A 15,301-nucleotide genomic window follows, 5' to 3' on the forward strand; every position below is an offset into this window, starting at 1 on the left:
GCGCGGCATCAAGTCAAGATGGCCGTCAGCGGGGTGACCAGGGTGACAAAAATGCCGATGACAAACTGGATCGCCACCAGCAGGGCGCGGTTCAGGATGCCCGTATACATCAGCAGCACCAGTGCGCCGAAGACATACAGGCCATAGCGCTCGATGCTGGCATACGGGCGCGCCAGGTGCATCGGCAGCAGGCCGGTGACGATGCGCCCGCCGTCGAGCGGCGGCACGGGAATCAGGTTAAACACAAACATGGCCGCATTGACGCTGACGCCGGCGCCAGCCATCTTGCGGAAAAACATGCCCATTTCCGTCGGCGGCAAGACGCTGAGCACGACGAAGGCGATCATCCAGCCAAGACCCATGACGAAATTCGAACCGGGACCGGCAAACGCCACCCAGGCCATCTGCTTCTTCGGATTGCGCAGGCGGCTGAAATCAACGGGCACGGGCTTGGCATAACCGAACGGTACCTGGATCGTGAAATACAGTAGCAATGGCAGCAATATCGTGCCGAAGGGGTCGATATGCCGCATGGGGTTCAGGCTCAGCCGGCCCTCGTTCGAGGCCGTGGGATCGCCGAAATAGCGGGCGGCGTAGCCGTGCGCCGCCTCATGCAGGGAAATGGCAAACAGCACCGGCACCAGGTACACGGCAACGGTCTGGACTATCGTATTGAAATCGCTCATGACCGCGATTCTACCAGAGGCGTCCCAGGCCCTTTCTTACGTTGTCATTAAAGACACCTGTCAAAACCTACTGCGCGTCGTAATTTGCGGCCTGCGATGCTCACCGTACTAAAGTACGGCTGCGCTTCTCGACCACAACTTACTTCCGCTCGCTACGGTTTTGTCAGGCGTTGCAACGATAGGTAAATATGGGCAGGCAATGCCGGTCTGCCGCATCGACCTAAAAGCCCAGCACGGCCGGGTCGCCGCGTCCCACGCGCACCACTTCCGGTTCCGGCCCCGTCAGGTCGATCACGGTGCTGGGGCCATGCGCGCAGACGCCGCCGTCGATGATCAGGTCGACCAGTTTTTCCAGCCGTTCGCGGATGGTGTCGGCGTCCGTCAGGCTGTCTTCGTCGCCGGGCAGGGTCAGGGTCGCGCCCAGCAGGGGCTGGCCCAGCTCTTCCAGCAGGCATTGCACGATGCGGTGCTGCGGCACGCGCAGGCCGATGGTCTTGCGCGAAGGATGGCTGAGACGGCGCGGCACTTCCTTGGTCGCTTCCAGGATGAAGGTGTAGGCGCCCGGCGTGGCTGCCTTAAGCAGGCGGAACTGGCGGTTGTCGACCCGGGCGTACACGCCCAGCTCGCTCAAGTCGCGGCACAGCAGGGTCAGATGGTGCTTTTCATCGACGCCACGGATGCGGCGCAGGCGCTCGACGGCGCCCTTGTCATCGAGCTGGCACACCAGCGCGTAGCAGGAATCCGTGGGCAAGGCCACGACGCCGCCGGACTGGATGATCTGCGCCGCCTGCTTGATCAGGCGCAATTGCGGATTGTCAGGGTGAATATGAAAAAATTGACTCATGTCTAAGCGTTCTGGCGAACCAGCTTGTTAAGTTAGCATTATTGTACGCTGCGCAGCGCGGCGATGCGTTGTTCGATCGGTGGATGGGTGGCGAACAGCGCGCCCCAGCCCCCATTGCCGCCGCTGATGCCCAGCGCCTGCATCGACTGCGGCAGTTCGCCCGGCGGCACGCCGCCCAGGCGGGCCAGCGCATGCATCATCGGCGTGGGACTGCCCAGCAATTTAGCTGAACCGGCATCGGCGCGGAATTCGCGCTGGCGCGAGAACCAGGCGACGATGATGGAAGCGAGCAAGCCGAAGATCACTTCGCACACCATCACGGTCACGAAGTAACCGATGCCGCGCCCGCCGCCTTCGCGGTTGTTATTTTTCAACAGCACATTGTCGACAAAGAAACCCACGACGCGGGCCATGAAGACGACAAAGGTATTCACCACGCCCTGGATCAGGGTCAAGGTGACCATGTCGCCATTAGCAACGTGGGCGATCTCGTGGCCCAGCACGGCTTCGACTTCATCGCGGTTCATGCTTTGCAGCAAACCGGTGGACACGGCCACCAGCGCCGAATTCTTGAACGCGCCCGTGGCAAACGCATTCGCGTCGCCTTCGTACACGGCCACTTCCGGCATGCCGATGCCGGCCCGCTCGGACAGCGCACGCACTGTATTGACCAGCCACAATTCCGTCGAGGACGTCGGGTTGTCGATCACGCGCGCGCCCGTGCTCCACTTGGCCATGGGCTTGCTGATCAACAGGGAAAAGATGGACCCGGTAAACCCGACCACGAGCGAAAACACCATCAGGCTGCCCAGGTTCAGGGTGCTGCCGCGCGCCGGATTGCCCACGCCCAGCAAGCTGAGGACGATGGACAGCACCAGCATCACGGCCAGGTTGGTAACAATAAAGAGGACGATACGTTTCATGGGCGATGGCTCCAGATGACTATGTATGACAAGAATAACGAAAAGATAAGTACGGACAGGCATATTTTCAAGCAGCTATGGCGATACGCCAGCGCATCGCCGGCCGCAAAGCGCGCCGCGCAGCAGATTTGCCTGGCTGCAAGCTAGAACCAGTCGTGCCAGATCGGGGTCACGTTGGCGGGTAGCGGAGGCAACTTGGCAAAATCCACGCGCGACTCGCCCGGCGCATGGAAATCCGTGCCGCGCGAGGCGAGGAAGCCGTAGGCATTGGCCAGTTGCGCATATTCCGGGTACTGGTCAGGACTGTGACTGCCCGTGACGACTTCGATGCCGACGCCGCCCAATTGCTTGAATTCATCGAACAGCACGCCTTGCGCCATGTCGCTGAAACGGTAGCGGCCCGGGTGGGCGATGACGGCCACGCCGCCCGCGCCGCGTATCCAGGCCACGGATTCGGCCAGGGTGGCCCAGCGGTGCTCGACGTAGCCCGGCTTGCCTTCCGACAGGTATTTCTTGAACACGTCAGGGATGTTTGCGCATTTCCCTGTTTCCACGATGTAGCGGGCAAAGTGCGTGCGCGACATCAAATCCGGGTTGCCGACGAATTTCAAGGCCCCTTCATAGGCGTCGGGGATGCCGGCCAGGTCCAGCTGGCGGGCAATTTCGCGGCCGCGTGCGTCGCGCCCCGAACGGGTCTGGTGCAAGCCCTGCACGAGGCCAGGATTGTTTTCATCGACTTGCAAGCCGACGATGTGCACGGTTTCGCCGGCCCACGTAATGGAAATTTCCACGCCGGCCACGAAGCGCATGCCCAGGTCCAGCGCGGCCGCGCGCGCGGCGGCGACGCCCGATACTTCATCGTGGTCCGTCAGCGCCCACACGTCGACGCCCGCCTTGCGGGCGTACGCGGCCACGGCGGCCGGTGACAGCACGCCGTCGGAGATATTCGAATGACAATGCAGGTCGACTTTAAGCATACGAAAACAATACCCTGCACGGGCTCTACATGAAGGAGGGTAGGAAGGGCCTGTTACCAGAGCCCCTCCCCCCTAAGAACCGTGCTTGCGACTTTCATCGCACACGGCTCAAGCTTAATAAAAATTCCTATACAGGAACCGGCTTAACAACTTGTAATTTCAGATTATGCACTTGATTATGACAGTTCGGGTGAAGTAGTACGCGATTTCCAAGGGCATCGGAGCCTCCCATCACACGGTATTCCATGTGGTGGTCGTGCCATCCAGTGTCCATGTTCATCTCATACCCACACAAAGCGCACAGGCCGCGTTGATCGAAATACAACTTCGCCCATTCCTTTCGGTAGCTCATCCTTTTCAGCATGCGCTCCTGTCGGAGGGTTTCGCCGTACACCTCCCATTGCGGATCATAGGGATGATAGTCCCCTTTGATCTTCCTGTGGCGCTCGATGAGCGTACCCGAAAGCGAATACAGCTCCATCACACCTTTACCGCCATCCTTTGTGACAACGTCCACAGCAAACACCCAATTTCGGTCACCGATTGTCCGCCAGTATTTCTTGCGAATCCAATCAGCATCTTTGTTCGGGTGTCTGCGCTTGGCCCACCTCATCAGTCGCCAGAATAGCAGCGACTGCATATACGAGAACGCCTGCTTGGCAACTACGGGACTGTGATATTGCGCCCAGCCTCGTAGCACCGGATTCAGCAGCCGGATCAAATCCTCCTGCTTTGCCGTCAATTGTTCGCCGATCACCTTCCTCAACTTTTCATAGAACGCTTTCACGTTTTTCTGACTCGGTTTGATGAGCAGCTTTCCCTCGTATTTCCGGAAATTCCACCCAAGGAAGTCAAAGCCTTGGTCAATATGTACGATATTGGTCTTGGCCTGCGACAGTCGCAGCCCACGCTTTGCGAGGAATGCTTCTATCCATGGCCGGATTTCTGTTTCCAGCAACTCTTGTGAAGCACTGGTTACCACGAAATCGTCCGCGTATCGCACGACACCAACTTTTAGCTTTTGGAATTTCGACGTTCCGAATCGGACACCGAGGTGTTCGATCAGTTCCGATTCCAGTCCATTCAGCGTCCAATTTGCCAATGCAGGGCTGATGATGCCGCCCTGCGGTGTTCCCGCTGTGGTTGCCAGCAATTGCGTCCGGTGAACCACCCCGGATTTCAACCACTTCCGAAGAATCAATTTATCCATGCAAACATGGTCAATCATCCAGTCGTGGTTGATGTTATCGAAGAAACCTTCAATATCCGCATCCAGTACCCATTGGGCCGAAGTCCTCTGGGACATTCTTACGAATATCTGGCTCATTGCATCGGCCGTTGAGCGGCTTTTCCGAAAACCATAAGAATTCGGGTCACTCACCGTTTCCAATACCGGATCAAGCGCCAGCAAATACAACGCCTGCATGGCTCGATCTTTCATGGTCGGGATGCCCAAGGGGCGCTCCTTCCCATTGGCTTTGGGGATATAAACCCTCCGTAGTGGCAGGGGTCGATACCGACGCTTCTCCAACTGCGCAATCGCCGCAAATTTCTGCGACGGCGTTTCCCATAACTGCCGGTCTACGCCTGCGGTACGCTTACCTTGATTCTCTGTCACCCGTTTAACTGCCAGCGCTTTTGCGCTGAACGAGCGGGTCAGCCACCGCTGCAAGGCTTTCACCCTGCGCCAGTCACCTTCCTGTGTTGCCTTCGTTAAACGAATCTGCATGACTTTCACGCTCTTCTGAACGCGTTGCCAGTTGATGGCAGCCCATTCATTGGGAACGTGCGAGGACGCAGAATCGATTGCGATACCTTCGATTACTTCCATTGCTGAACCTCGTCGTAGTAATGCCCGCCGAAGACGCAGCTTCCCCCGAAGGGGAGAACTGCATCCCTTCGGGGCGATTGAAATTAACCTACTTTTGTCTATGTAGTCGCTGACGACTATTGCACCAGATGGAAGTCTGCACGTTTTCACGTCGGGACAAATTTTGAATCCCTATTCCTGCCATTACAGCCGGACATTCACTTTTTCCATCCTCCCATACCCGCTCCGCCATGGGTTTCCCTCACGGGTTACTTGCCTTCGATGATCCGATAAGCGACGAGTCGGGCTTACCACGTTCCTTGAGATGCCCGCACGGCCGAATTGCGCCGCACATGACTGTTTAGGGTCTGACTTTCCCCCGGTGGTTTGACGACGACGTATCCCCAACTTCTACGGAGATATCCAACCACATACCTTTTGGTTCAGGCCAACAGCAGATTAGGCCTGTCAATGATCACGAGGGTTCAAGCGTCAGTTCACATTACATTACCCATGCAGCCTCACCTAGCCCCTCAACCGCCTTTCTGCTGGCAGTTTCCGCTCGACCATTCGCATGGCGTTCACGCCGCTTACGCGGGGGTACATTGTCATCGGAGCTTCAAAACCCCTCCGTTACCGGAGACGCATGTCCGAGTAGGTGACAAGTGGTCGCACACCCGGTCACAGCATCAGCATTCCAGGACGCAGAATAGTTGAGTGTGACAAGGCATCTCAGAGCTTGCGCGATCTTGCTGTTCCATTCTGTTTAGACAAGGCCGAAAATGACCTACCGTAGATTTCCTGCTAACGAGGAAATCAGATTGTTCAAAATCCCTAAAATTTCGTGGAATTTGTCGCAAATTAGCAACGCAATGACCGCCTTGTCAGCGGAGAATCGAGAAAAATAGTGCCTAAATTACAAATAACTCAGTAATCAAGACGTATTAAACCAAGTCATTGGAACATTGCGATTGTTTGATTTATCCCCGAATTTGCAGACGCAATTAGGGAGCCCACGGTGTTTAGTGCCAGTCTTATTTTTAAATTTAACGTAGTTAAATCAAAGACTTACCGCGAGGCTTGCAGGATGGATACAGCTTTCTTGATTACTACTTACTGCTTCGAATCAATGCCGCAGAGCGACGGATCGCGACTATCGTGTCGCACAGAAGTTTTCATTGTACGCTGCTTGTCAAAAGCGCATAGCGTTCGCGTCACGATCCGGCGAGGAAGGCCTCCACCAGGCGCGCCAGTGCCGCCGGCTGGTCATGGTGCAGCATATGGCCCGCGTCCGCCATCATTTCGCAGCGCACATCCTTGATGCAACGCAAACGCCGGTCGATCTCGATGCGCGCCTCCGCTTTCGGCCCCATCCACTGCCACATGTTCGTGTCATCGGCCTCCACCCACAGCACGGGCGCCGTGATGCGGCGCCAGCACGCCATCACTTCCTCCACCTGGTACAGGATGGGATTGACGCGCTTGTGCTGCGGGTCGCCGAGGATGTCCCATTCGCCTGCTTCGTTCTGCGCCGACCAGTGCTCGGCCAGGAAGGCAGCGCGGTCGTCCGGCAGGCGCGGATTGGTCTTTTGCAGGCGCTCGGCCACGGCCTGCTGACTCGGATAGCTGCGCATGGCGGGCGGCTCGCGCAATTCGGCCAGCCACTTGGCGTAGCGGCCCGGCGCCTGCTCCGGCTGCGTTGCCATCATGCCGAAGCCTTCCAGGTTGATGAAGCGGCTGATGCGCTCCGGGCGCACGCCTGCGTACAGGCCGGCCACGTTGGCGCCCATGCTATGGCCGAGCAGCTTGACCGGTGCGTCCGGCGAATAGTGGAGCAGCATGGCGTCCAGGTCGGCCAGGTAGTCGGGGAACCAGTAGGTATCGGACTGCGTGTAGTCGCTCAGGCCAAAGCCGCGCCAGTCGGGCGCGATCACGTGCCAGTCGCCGTGCAACTCGTCGACGACGAACTGGAACGAGGCGGCCACGTCCATCCAGCCATGCACCATGAACAGCATGGGCGCGCCTACGCGGCCCCAGTGGCGCACATGGGTGCGGGCGCCACGGATGGTGATGAATTCGGAACGGGAAAGTTTCATGGGTTTCATCTGATTGCCTGCCTTGAAAGTGGCGCGGATGGCGCCACATGCTGTGTCTGTAGATATTGCATGAATAAAAGTACGACCGTTCGATAATTATACCGGATTGACGGTCGGCGCTCGGACTTGTCCTGCAACAGCGTAAAATAGCGCAAAACTTCCGCGTCCGGCCGTGCCCGGCGCTTCCACCACCGCCACAGGCTAACGATGACACTCTACCAATTGGGCGCCGACGCGCCGCAGATTGACGCTTCCGCTTTTGTGGCCGACACGGCCAACGTGATCGGCAAGGTCACCCTGGGCGCGAACAGCTCCGTATGGTTCGGCGCCACGATTCGCGGCGACAATGAACGCATCACCGTGGGCGCCAACAGCAATGTGCAGGAAGGCGCCGTGCTGCATACGGACCCGGGCTATCCGCTGGACATCGGCGAGAACGTGACCATTGGCCACCAGGCAATGTTGCATGGATGCACGATCGGCGATGGCGCCCTGGTCGGCATCCAGGCCGTGATCCTGAACGGCGCGAAGATCGGCAAGGGCTGCCTCGTCGGCGCGGGCGCGCTGGTCACGGAAGGCAAGGAATTTCCCGACAATATGCTGATCCTCGGCTCACCGGCGAAAGCCGTGCGGGCCCTGACGGCAGACGATATCACCAGGCTACAAGGCAACGCCGTGAACTATGTACAGCGCGGCCAGCTATTTAATACGCAACTCAAGAAGATTGGATAAGAGAATGACGACTGAAACGACGGGCGCAGTCAGCGCAGCCGCTGCCGGCCAGGATACCCTGCAAAAATTTATTTTCGACAACGCCGCCGTGCGCGGCCAGTTCATCGACGTTTCCCACACCTGGCAGGAAGTGGTGTCGCGCCACGCCTATCCGCTGGCCGTGAAAAAAGTCCTGGGCGAAATGGTGGCGGCCGCCGCCCTGCTGTCGGCCAACCTGAAATTCAATGGCTCCATCATCATGCAGATCCACGGTGACGGTCCCGTGCGCCTGATGGTCGTCGAGTGCGATTCGGACCTGCGCCTGCGCGCCACGGCCAAGCTGGACCCGGACGCCGCCATCGCCGACGGCGCCACCGTGCCGCAATTGCTCAACGCCACGGGCAAGGGCCGCTTCATCATCACTCTGGACCCGGCCGACAAGGTGCCGGGCCAGCAGCCATACCAGGGCATCGTGCCGCTGGACGGCGACGACATGGCCACCGTCATCGAAAACTACATGCTGCGCTCGGAACAACTGGACACCCGTTTGTGGCTTGCAACGGACGACACCGTCTCGCGCGGCCTGCTGCTGCAAAAGCTGCCGCACCACGGCGGCAAGGCGGAAGCGACGCCCGTGTCGGAAGAAGACGCGCTCGACACGTGGAACCGCGCCGTGATGCTGGCCTCGACCCTGAAAGAGGAAGAAATCCTCGCCACCGACATCGACACCCTGATGCAGCGCCTGTTCTGGGAAGAAACGATCCGCGTCTTCGACCCGCTGCATCCGAGCTTCCACTGCACCTGCACCCGCGAAAAAGTGGGCAATATGCTCAAGATGCTGGGCGAGGAAGAAGTCAACAGCACCCTCGAAGAAATCGGCCATGTGGGCGTGAACTGCGATTTCTGCGGCCAGCACTATGATTTCGACAAGGTCGATTGCGCGCAGCTGTTCATCACGGATGCGCCGGCCGAGGTGCTGATCCCTCCCGCAGCAAGCATTAACTAATTGTAATATCCTCCCGCGCCGCCCCTCAGGCGGCGCAATTGTTTCCACTGTCATCGTTCCGTCATCAGTTCGTCATCAGCCCGTCACGCGCCGCCGTTACGCTGCGCAGCTTGTATTACTTCCAATATTTTCCACAGGCTGATGATGACGACCCACTTGACGCTGGCCCTGCGCCGCCATTCCTTCCATGTGTTGCTGGGCGCCTGCGCCGCAGGCTGCTCGCTGCCCGCGCTGGCGCAAACGGCCGTCGCCGCCGCCGTGGCGTCCGCCGCCACCGAGATGGCCGCCGCCCCGGCTGCCGACGACAACGCCCCGATGGCCACCGTGGAGATTTCCTCGCGCAAGACGCGCTCCTCGGTGGCCCTGAGCAAGAATGAAATCCAGAAAATCCTGCCCGGCACGAATCCGCTGAAAGCCCTGCAGACCTTGCCTGGCGTCAGCTTCCAGACGGCCGACCCATGGGGCAACAACGAGCAGAACCTGTCGCTGTTCGTGCACGGCTTTTCCGGCCAGCAACTCGGCTACACCATGGATGGCGTGCCGCTGGGCGACCAGCAGTACGGCAACTACAACGGCCTGTCGCCGCAGCGCGCCGTCATCAGCGAAAACGTGCGCAGCGTCGTGCTGTCCTCGGGCGCGGGCGACCTGGCGACGGCTTCGACGAGCAACCTGGGCGGCACCATCGAGACGTATTCCAGCGACCCGCTGGCCACGCAGGGCGCCAGCGTGCAGCAGACCGTGGGCAGCCACCGCACCTCGCGCACCTTTGCCCGCTACGACACGGGCGTTTTCGGCGACGGCAGCAGCGCCTATGTTTCCATCCTGCACCACGAAGCGCGGGCCTGGGATTTCGATGCGCGCCAGGGCGGCGACCAGTTCAACGCCAAATACGTCAACCGCAGCGAAGCGGGCAAGCTGACCCTGTTCTTCAATTACTCGGACAAGATCGAGCCGAACGAAGACAGCACCGTGCATGTGGCCGGGGAGACGAGCGCACCGTACACGCGCCCCTTCCTGTACCCGGACTTCAAGGCGGCCCTGAACTACCTGTCGCCCACGGGGGCGACGCCTGCCGCCGACGGCAACAATTACCGCAATTACTACAGCGATGCGCAGCGCACCGATTACCTGGCCTACGCCAAGTTCGACGCCAACCTGTCCGATGGCGTGACTTGGTCCAACCAGGTGTACTACCACAAGGATGACGGCGCGGGCGTGGTGGCCGGCCCCATCGGCGTGGCCGGCTTGCCGGGCCTGTTCAGCGTGTACTACCCGAAACAGAACCTGAAGGAAGTCTTCGGCAATTCCGGCTACGCCGTGCGCACGACGGAATACGACATCAAGCGCGGCGGCTTCCTTTCCACCGTGCGCAAGGAGCTCGGCAATCACCAGCTGGAAGCGGGCCTGTGGCTGGAACAGAACCGCTCGTCCGCCTACCGCCGCTGGTATGCGCTCGACGTCAATAAGCCCACTTCGCCATATGACCGCCCCAGCAATCCTTTGATCACGCAGTACGGCAGCGAGATCGACAACAAGGTGGTGCAGCTGCACCTGCAGGATGAATGGCGCATCCGCCCCGATATCGCCCTGCAGGCCGGCTTCAAGTCCAGCCTGCAGTTTGCCGACGGTCAATTCCCCGTGCAGCCGGCCAAGGGCGCCATCGCGGGCGGCTCGACGGCCTTGCCGGTCGGCACCATCAACACGAAAAAATGGTTCTTGCCGCAAGTGGGCGCCCGCTGGGATGTCACGCCGCAAGACCAGCTGTATTTCAACATCCAGAAAAACATGCGCCAGTTCGTCACCTATGGCGGCGGCGGCGCCTCGCCCTGGAGCTTGTCGAGCCAGGCCGCGTTTGATCTGTTCAAGCGCGACGCCAAGCCGGAAACGGCCCTCACCTATGAAGCAGGCGTGCGCGGCAGCCATGCCTTGAGCCTGGGCGCCATCACGGCCATCGATGGCCAGGTCAACGTCTACCACGTCGATTTCAGCAACCGCTTGCTGCAGATCAGCCCCACGCCCGTGATTTCCTCCATCATCGGCGGCAACCCCGTGCTGGCCAATGTGGGCAGCGTGCGCACGGACGGCATCGATATCGCGGGTACCGTGCACTTTGGTAACAATTTTTCGTTCTACAATGCCCTGTCGTACAACCGCTCGCAGTACGCGGACAATTACAACAATGGCGCCGCGCTGGTCTTGACGGCGGGCAAGAACGTGCCGGGCTCGCCGGAATGGCTGAACAAGTTCGTGGCTTCCGCCACGTTTGGCGATATCGAAGTGCAACTGACGGGAGACTATGTGGGCAAGCGCTACGCGACGTACACCAACGATTTGTCAGTCCCCAGCTATTTCCTGATGGGCCTGGGCGTGTCGGGCAAGCTGCCAGCCATGGCCGGCTGGCTGAAAAACCCGCGCTGGAGAGTCAATGTCAGCAACCTGGCCAACCGCGAAGGATCGCTGAACGTGGTCGTGGGCGCGGCCGACAAGACGTACAACACCTTCCCCATCGCCCCGCGCCAGGGCTTCCTGACCTTGACGGCGGACTTCTGATGCGCTCCCCCATCCTCCCGCAACGGCACTTCTCGCGCCGCAGCTTCGTCCAGGCGGCCGCGGGCGGCCTGGCCCTGGCGGCGGCGCCCGGCTTTGCCGCCGGCCTGCTGGCCACGCCCCCGAGCCGTCCGCTCGTGTTCGCCCACCGGGGCGCCAGCGCCCTGCGCCCCGAACATACCTTGGCGTCGTACGCCAAGGCCATCGCCGATGGCGCCGACTACGTGGAACCGGATCTGGTGGCCACGCGCGACGGCATCCTCGTGGCGCGCCACGAAAGCAACCTGATCGACACCACCGACGTGGCGCGCCGGCCCGAGTTCGCCAGCCGGCGCGGCAAGAAGATGGTCGACGGCGAATGGCACGAAGGCTGGTTCGTCGACGACTTCACCCTGGCGGAACTGAAAACCCTGCGCGCCGTCGAACGGCTGCCGAAAGTGCGCACCGGCAACACCTTGTACGATGGACAATTCCAGATCCCGACCTGGGAAGAAATCATCGATTTTGTTGCAGCGCAATCAGCCGCCAGCGGCCGCGTCATCGGCCTCGTACCGGAGCTGAAAAGCTCGACCTATTTCCGCGATGCGGGCCTGGCGCTGGAAGACCGTTTCCTTTCGACCATGCTGGCGCACGAGTACACGCGCCGTGCGCCCATCGAGATCCAGTCCTTCGAAGTGGCGAATCTGAAATACCTGCGCGAGAAGCTGGGACGGCGCGCCAACGTGCGCCTGATGCAGCTGGTGGTGGGCGGAGATATCCGCCCCATGGACGTGGGCAAGGCGGGCGGCAAGCTGACGTTCGGCCAGATGACGACGCCGGCCGGCCTGCGCGACATCGCGGGCTATGCGGACGTCGTGGCGCCGCCCACGCGGGGCGTCATCGCGCTGGGCGCCGACCAGCGCCTGGCCGCGCCCTCTTCCATCGTCGACGATGCGCACCAGGCGGGCTTGCTGCTGCACACGTGGACCTTCCGTCCGGAAAACCGTTTCCTGGCGGCCGACTTCCGCGATGGCAACGGAGACAATGCGCGCAACGAAGCCGGTTCCGTGGCCGAAATGCGGCGCTACATCGAGACGGGACTGGACGGCTTTTTCAGCGACGATCCGGGCCTGGGACGCATCGCGGCCGGATAAACATTTCGTAACAACTTTAATTTCAGGGCGTGGCCGGCGGCTACGCCCTTATTATTCGTTTCTTGAATTTCTGAAATTGGAATTTGAAATTAGACATATATCGCCAACTCCATTATTGTGCAATGCAACAACAGACCATACATGGAGGGCATATGTCCACTTTTACCAACACCTACAGCAACGACAACGACAACTACTTCAGCAACCTGGGCCGCGCCACGCGCGCCTTCCTGGGCGCCCTGCTCGCCTCCAAGCCGTACCGCGAACTGGCCCAGAAGGAAGTCATCGCCACCGCGACGACCAGCGCCGACGACGAGCGCTATGTGCGCCCAAGCAAGCGCGATTTCGCCCTGCTGAACTCGGAAGCGAACCGCTACGAAAAGCTGATGCCGAATCTGGCTTCGGAATTGCGTTTCCTGGCGTCGCGCGGTTAAAAAAACGCCCAAGGCGGCGTTGCCTGCGCCTCGCCGTACGTTCGTACTGTCTTCGGCTGGGCGCCTGGCCTTGGACGTTTTTTAAGCTAACTATTTACTCACAAGGATTTTTATGATGTTTCTCGAAACCGCACTGATCGCCGTAGCCGTCGTCGTTACCGGCATCCATTTCTACCTGATCTCGACCGGCAAGGCCCGTTTCTGATCAGCAAGCAGCAAGGCAGTCGCAGCACGCCGCGCCATGCGGCCAGTCGTGTGCAGCAGTACAAAGTAGCAAATACAAGGTAACAAGGTAGCAATATGACATGTCAGCCTGGCAATCGGTCCAGGCTGGCAAGCGGGAAATGTGTATGACTTAGTGTGGCGCGGCAGCGTCCACCGGTGTTTCCAGCAGTGGCGGGGTCTGGCCCTTGCGCACGATCTGCACGAAAATCTCATTCTGTTTGACCATGCCCAGCTCATAGCGGGCACGCTCCTCGACGGCGCCCGTACCATCTTTCAGGTCGCGCACTTCGGATTCGAGCTTGGCGTTTCTCGCCTTCAATTCCATATTCTTCTTGTTCGCCACCGCCACCTGGGCTTCCATGTCGGCAACACGCAGCCAGCCGCCTTTACCCAGCCAGAGGGGAAATTGTATCAACAGCAGCAAGGCTGCCAGGGCGAGCGTAATCAGGCGCATGGGGCATTCAGTTAAAAAACCGGCCGGATATCTCCGGCCGGCCAGTGGGTTTTACAGCAGCTTACTTCAGATTATAGAACGCATCGCGGCCAGGGTAGCTGGCGATGTCGCCCAGGTCTTCCTCGATACGCAGCAGCTGGTTGTACTTGGCCATGCGGTCCGAACGCGACATCGAGCCGGTCTTGATCTGCAGGGCGTTGGTAGCGACGGCGATATCGGCGATGGTCGAGTCTTCCGTTTCGCCCGAGCGGTGCGAAATGACGGCCGTGTAGCCGGCGCGCTTGGCCATTTCGATGGCGGCGAAGGTTTCCGTCAGGGTGCCGATCTGGTTGATCTTGATCAAGATCGAATTGGCGATGCCTTTCGAGATGCCTTCTTTCAGGATGCGGGTGTTGGTGACATACAGGTCGTCGCCGACCAGTTGCACTTTCTTGCCCAGTTCCTGGGTGAGGATCGCCCAGCCGTCCCAGTCGCCTTCGTGCATCGCGTCTTCGATCGAGATGATCGGGTACTTGTCGCACCAGGTCGCCAGCAGGTTGGTGAACTCGGTGGCCGTCAGGCTCAGGCCTTCGCCTTCCATTTCGTACTTGCCGTTCTTGTAGAACTCGGACGCGGCGCAATCGAGGCCGATGGCGATCTGCGTGCCTGGCTCGTAGCCCGCTTCTTCGATGGCCTGGATGATCAGCTTGATGGCTTCTTCATGGTTGGCCAAGGATGGCGCGAAACCGCCTTCGTCGCCCACGTTGGTGTTCAGGCCCTTCTTGTGCAGGATCTTTTTCAGCGTGTGGAACACTTCCGCGCCGTAGCGGACGGCTTCCTTGAACGACGGGGCGCCCACGGGAATGATCATGAATTCCTGGATGTCCAGGTTGTTGTCGGCATGCGCGCCGCCGTTGATGACGTTCATCATCGGCACTGGCATCTGCATGGCGCCCGAACCGCCGAAATAGCGGTACAGCGGCAAGCCCGCTTCTTCGGCGGCAGCCTTGGCAACGGCCATGGAGACGGCCAGGATGGCGTTGGCGCCCAGGCGCGATTTGTTTTCCGTGCCGTCCAGGTCGATCAGGGTACGGTCCAGGAAAGCCTGTTCATTGGCGTCCAGGCCCATGATGGCTTCGGAGATTTCGGTATTGATGTTTTCGCATGCTTGCAGCACGCCCTTGCCGAAGTAGCGCTTGGCGTCGCCATCGCGCAATTCCACGGCTTCGCGCGAACCGGTCGAGGCGCCCGACGGTACGGCCGCACGGCCCATCACGCCCGATTCCAGCAACACATCGCATTCGACGGTCGGGTTGCCGCGCGAGTCCAGGATCTCGCGACCGATAATATCAACAATAGCACTCATGTCATTCTCCAAAGTTAAGCGTAACAGGGGCTGCACACTGCGTTCTGATGCGCAATTGCACAAAGGGGGCAAAGAAACTCCCGGCGGGAACCATCTGGCCGGGAGCTGTC

The 15,301-nt window shown here is 60.0% G+C and carries 13 protein-coding genes; 5 read left to right on the forward strand and 8 right to left on the reverse strand.

Annotated elements, in window-relative coordinates:
* Positions 1-8: 8 nt before the first annotated feature.
* The 6 genes from BXA07_RS11175 to BXA07_RS11200 form a co-directional block, all read right to left on the reverse strand.
* Complete coding sequence (locus tag BXA07_RS11175) at positions 9-686, reverse strand: site-2 protease family protein (RefSeq protein ID WP_076568022.1); 678 nt, start codon at positions 684-686, stop codon at positions 9-11.
* A gap of 220 nt (positions 687-906) precedes the next feature.
* Complete coding sequence (locus tag BXA07_RS11180) at positions 907-1,530, reverse strand: L-threonylcarbamoyladenylate synthase (RefSeq protein WP_076568023.1); 624 nt, start codon at positions 1,528-1,530, stop codon at positions 907-909.
* Positions 1,531-1,568: 38 nt separating this feature from the next.
* On the reverse strand, positions 1,569-2,453 hold the full coding sequence (htpX, locus tag BXA07_RS11185) for a protease HtpX (RefSeq protein WP_076568024.1): 885 nt from the start codon (positions 2,451-2,453) through the stop codon (positions 1,569-1,571).
* Positions 2,454-2,596: 143 nt separating this feature from the next.
* Entirely contained in the window at positions 2,597-3,430 is an 834-nt protein-coding gene (locus BXA07_RS11190) for a 3',5'-nucleoside bisphosphate phosphatase (RefSeq protein WP_076568025.1), read from the reverse strand.
* Positions 3,431-3,557: 127 nt separating this feature from the next.
* Complete coding sequence (gene ltrA / locus BXA07_RS11195; protein WP_070221431.1) at positions 3,558-5,261, reverse strand: group II intron reverse transcriptase/maturase; 1,704 nt, start codon at positions 5,259-5,261, stop codon at positions 3,558-3,560.
* Between the two features lie 1,193 nt (positions 5,262-6,454).
* Positions 6,455-7,336: an alpha/beta fold hydrolase gene (locus tag BXA07_RS11200; protein ID WP_076568026.1), complete on the reverse strand. Its 882-nt coding sequence runs from the start codon at positions 7,334-7,336 to the stop codon at positions 6,455-6,457.
* A gap of 207 nt (positions 7,337-7,543) precedes the next feature.
* Here BXA07_RS11200 and BXA07_RS11205 point away from each other — a divergent pair, with 207 nt between their 5' ends.
* The 5 genes from BXA07_RS11205 to BXA07_RS11225 all read left to right on the forward strand — a co-directional run bounded on the left by BXA07_RS11205 (position 7,544) and on the right by BXA07_RS11225 (position 13,167).
* Entirely contained in the window at positions 7,544-8,068 is a 525-nt protein-coding gene (locus BXA07_RS11205) for a gamma carbonic anhydrase family protein (RefSeq protein ID WP_076568027.1), read from the forward strand.
* Between the two features lie 4 nt (positions 8,069-8,072).
* Positions 8,073-9,053: an Hsp33 family molecular chaperone HslO gene (gene hslO / locus BXA07_RS11210; protein WP_076568028.1), complete on the forward strand. Its 981-nt coding sequence runs from the start codon at positions 8,073-8,075 to the stop codon at positions 9,051-9,053.
* A 141-nt stretch (positions 9,054-9,194) separates the two neighbouring features.
* Positions 9,195-11,603, forward strand: coding sequence for a TonB-dependent receptor (locus BXA07_RS11215; protein ID WP_244556250.1), 2,409 nt, complete (start codon positions 9,195-9,197; stop codon positions 11,601-11,603).
* Complete coding sequence (locus BXA07_RS11220) at positions 11,603-12,733, forward strand: glycerophosphodiester phosphodiesterase (protein WP_076568029.1); 1,131 nt, start codon at positions 11,603-11,605, stop codon at positions 12,731-12,733. The genes BXA07_RS11215 and BXA07_RS11220 overlap by 1 nt, the downstream gene beginning before the upstream one ends.
* 152 nt (positions 12,734-12,885) lie before the next feature.
* On the forward strand, positions 12,886-13,167 hold the full coding sequence (locus tag BXA07_RS11225; protein WP_076568030.1) for a hypothetical protein: 282 nt from the start codon (positions 12,886-12,888) through the stop codon (positions 13,165-13,167).
* Between the two features lie 355 nt (positions 13,168-13,522).
* Here BXA07_RS11225 and ftsB read toward each other — a convergent pair whose 3' ends face one another.
* On the reverse strand, positions 13,523-13,846 hold the full coding sequence (gene ftsB, locus BXA07_RS11230; RefSeq protein WP_035821182.1) for a cell division protein FtsB: 324 nt from the start codon (positions 13,844-13,846) through the stop codon (positions 13,523-13,525).
* Between the two features lie 61 nt (positions 13,847-13,907).
* The gene (eno, locus tag BXA07_RS11235) at positions 13,908-15,191 is read right to left on the reverse strand and encodes a phosphopyruvate hydratase (protein WP_076568031.1); all 1,284 of its coding nucleotides are present in this window, start codon (positions 15,189-15,191) and stop codon (positions 13,908-13,910) included.
* Positions 15,192-15,301 lie beyond the last annotated feature (110 nt).

It is taken from the genome of Janthinobacterium sp. TND4EL3 (genome assembly GCF_900156175.1).
Classification (GTDB): Bacteria; Pseudomonadota; Gammaproteobacteria; order Burkholderiales; family Burkholderiaceae_D; genus Janthinobacterium.

Bases quoted from the DNA above. Each gene is read 5' to 3' on its own strand.
- BXA07_RS11175 (WP_076568022.1), bottom strand. From the start codon at position 686: ATGAGCGATTTCAATACGATAGTCCAGACCGTTGCCGTGTACCTGGTG.
- BXA07_RS11180 (WP_076568023.1), bottom strand. From the start codon at position 1,530: ATGAGTCAATTTTTTCATATTCACCCTGACAATCCGCAATTGCGCCTG.
- htpX (WP_076568024.1), bottom strand. From the start codon at position 2,453: ATGAAACGTATCGTCCTCTTTATTGTTACCAACCTGGCCGTGATGCTG.
- BXA07_RS11190 (WP_076568025.1), bottom strand. From the start codon at position 3,430: ATGCTTAAAGTCGACCTGCATTGTCATTCGAATATCTCCGACGGCGTG.
- ltrA (WP_070221431.1), bottom strand. From the start codon at position 5,261: ATGGAAGTAATCGAAGGTATCGCAATCGATTCTGCGTCCTCGCACGTT.
- BXA07_RS11200 (WP_076568026.1), bottom strand. From the start codon at position 7,336: ATGAAACTTTCCCGTTCCGAATTCATCACCATCCGTGGCGCCCGCACC.
- BXA07_RS11205 (WP_076568027.1), top strand. From the start codon at position 7,544: ATGACACTCTACCAATTGGGCGCCGACGCGCCGCAGATTGACGCTTCC.
- hslO (WP_076568028.1), top strand. From the start codon at position 8,073: ATGACGACTGAAACGACGGGCGCAGTCAGCGCAGCCGCTGCCGGCCAG.
- BXA07_RS11215 (WP_244556250.1), top strand. From the start codon at position 9,195: ATGATGACGACCCACTTGACGCTGGCCCTGCGCCGCCATTCCTTCCAT.
- BXA07_RS11220 (WP_076568029.1), top strand. From the start codon at position 11,603: ATGCGCTCCCCCATCCTCCCGCAACGGCACTTCTCGCGCCGCAGCTTC.
- BXA07_RS11225 (WP_076568030.1), top strand. From the start codon at position 12,886: ATGTCCACTTTTACCAACACCTACAGCAACGACAACGACAACTACTTC.
- ftsB (WP_035821182.1), bottom strand. From the start codon at position 13,846: ATGCGCCTGATTACGCTCGCCCTGGCAGCCTTGCTGCTGTTGATACAA.
- eno (WP_076568031.1), bottom strand. From the start codon at position 15,191: ATGAGTGCTATTGTTGATATTATCGGTCGCGAGATCCTGGACTCGCGC.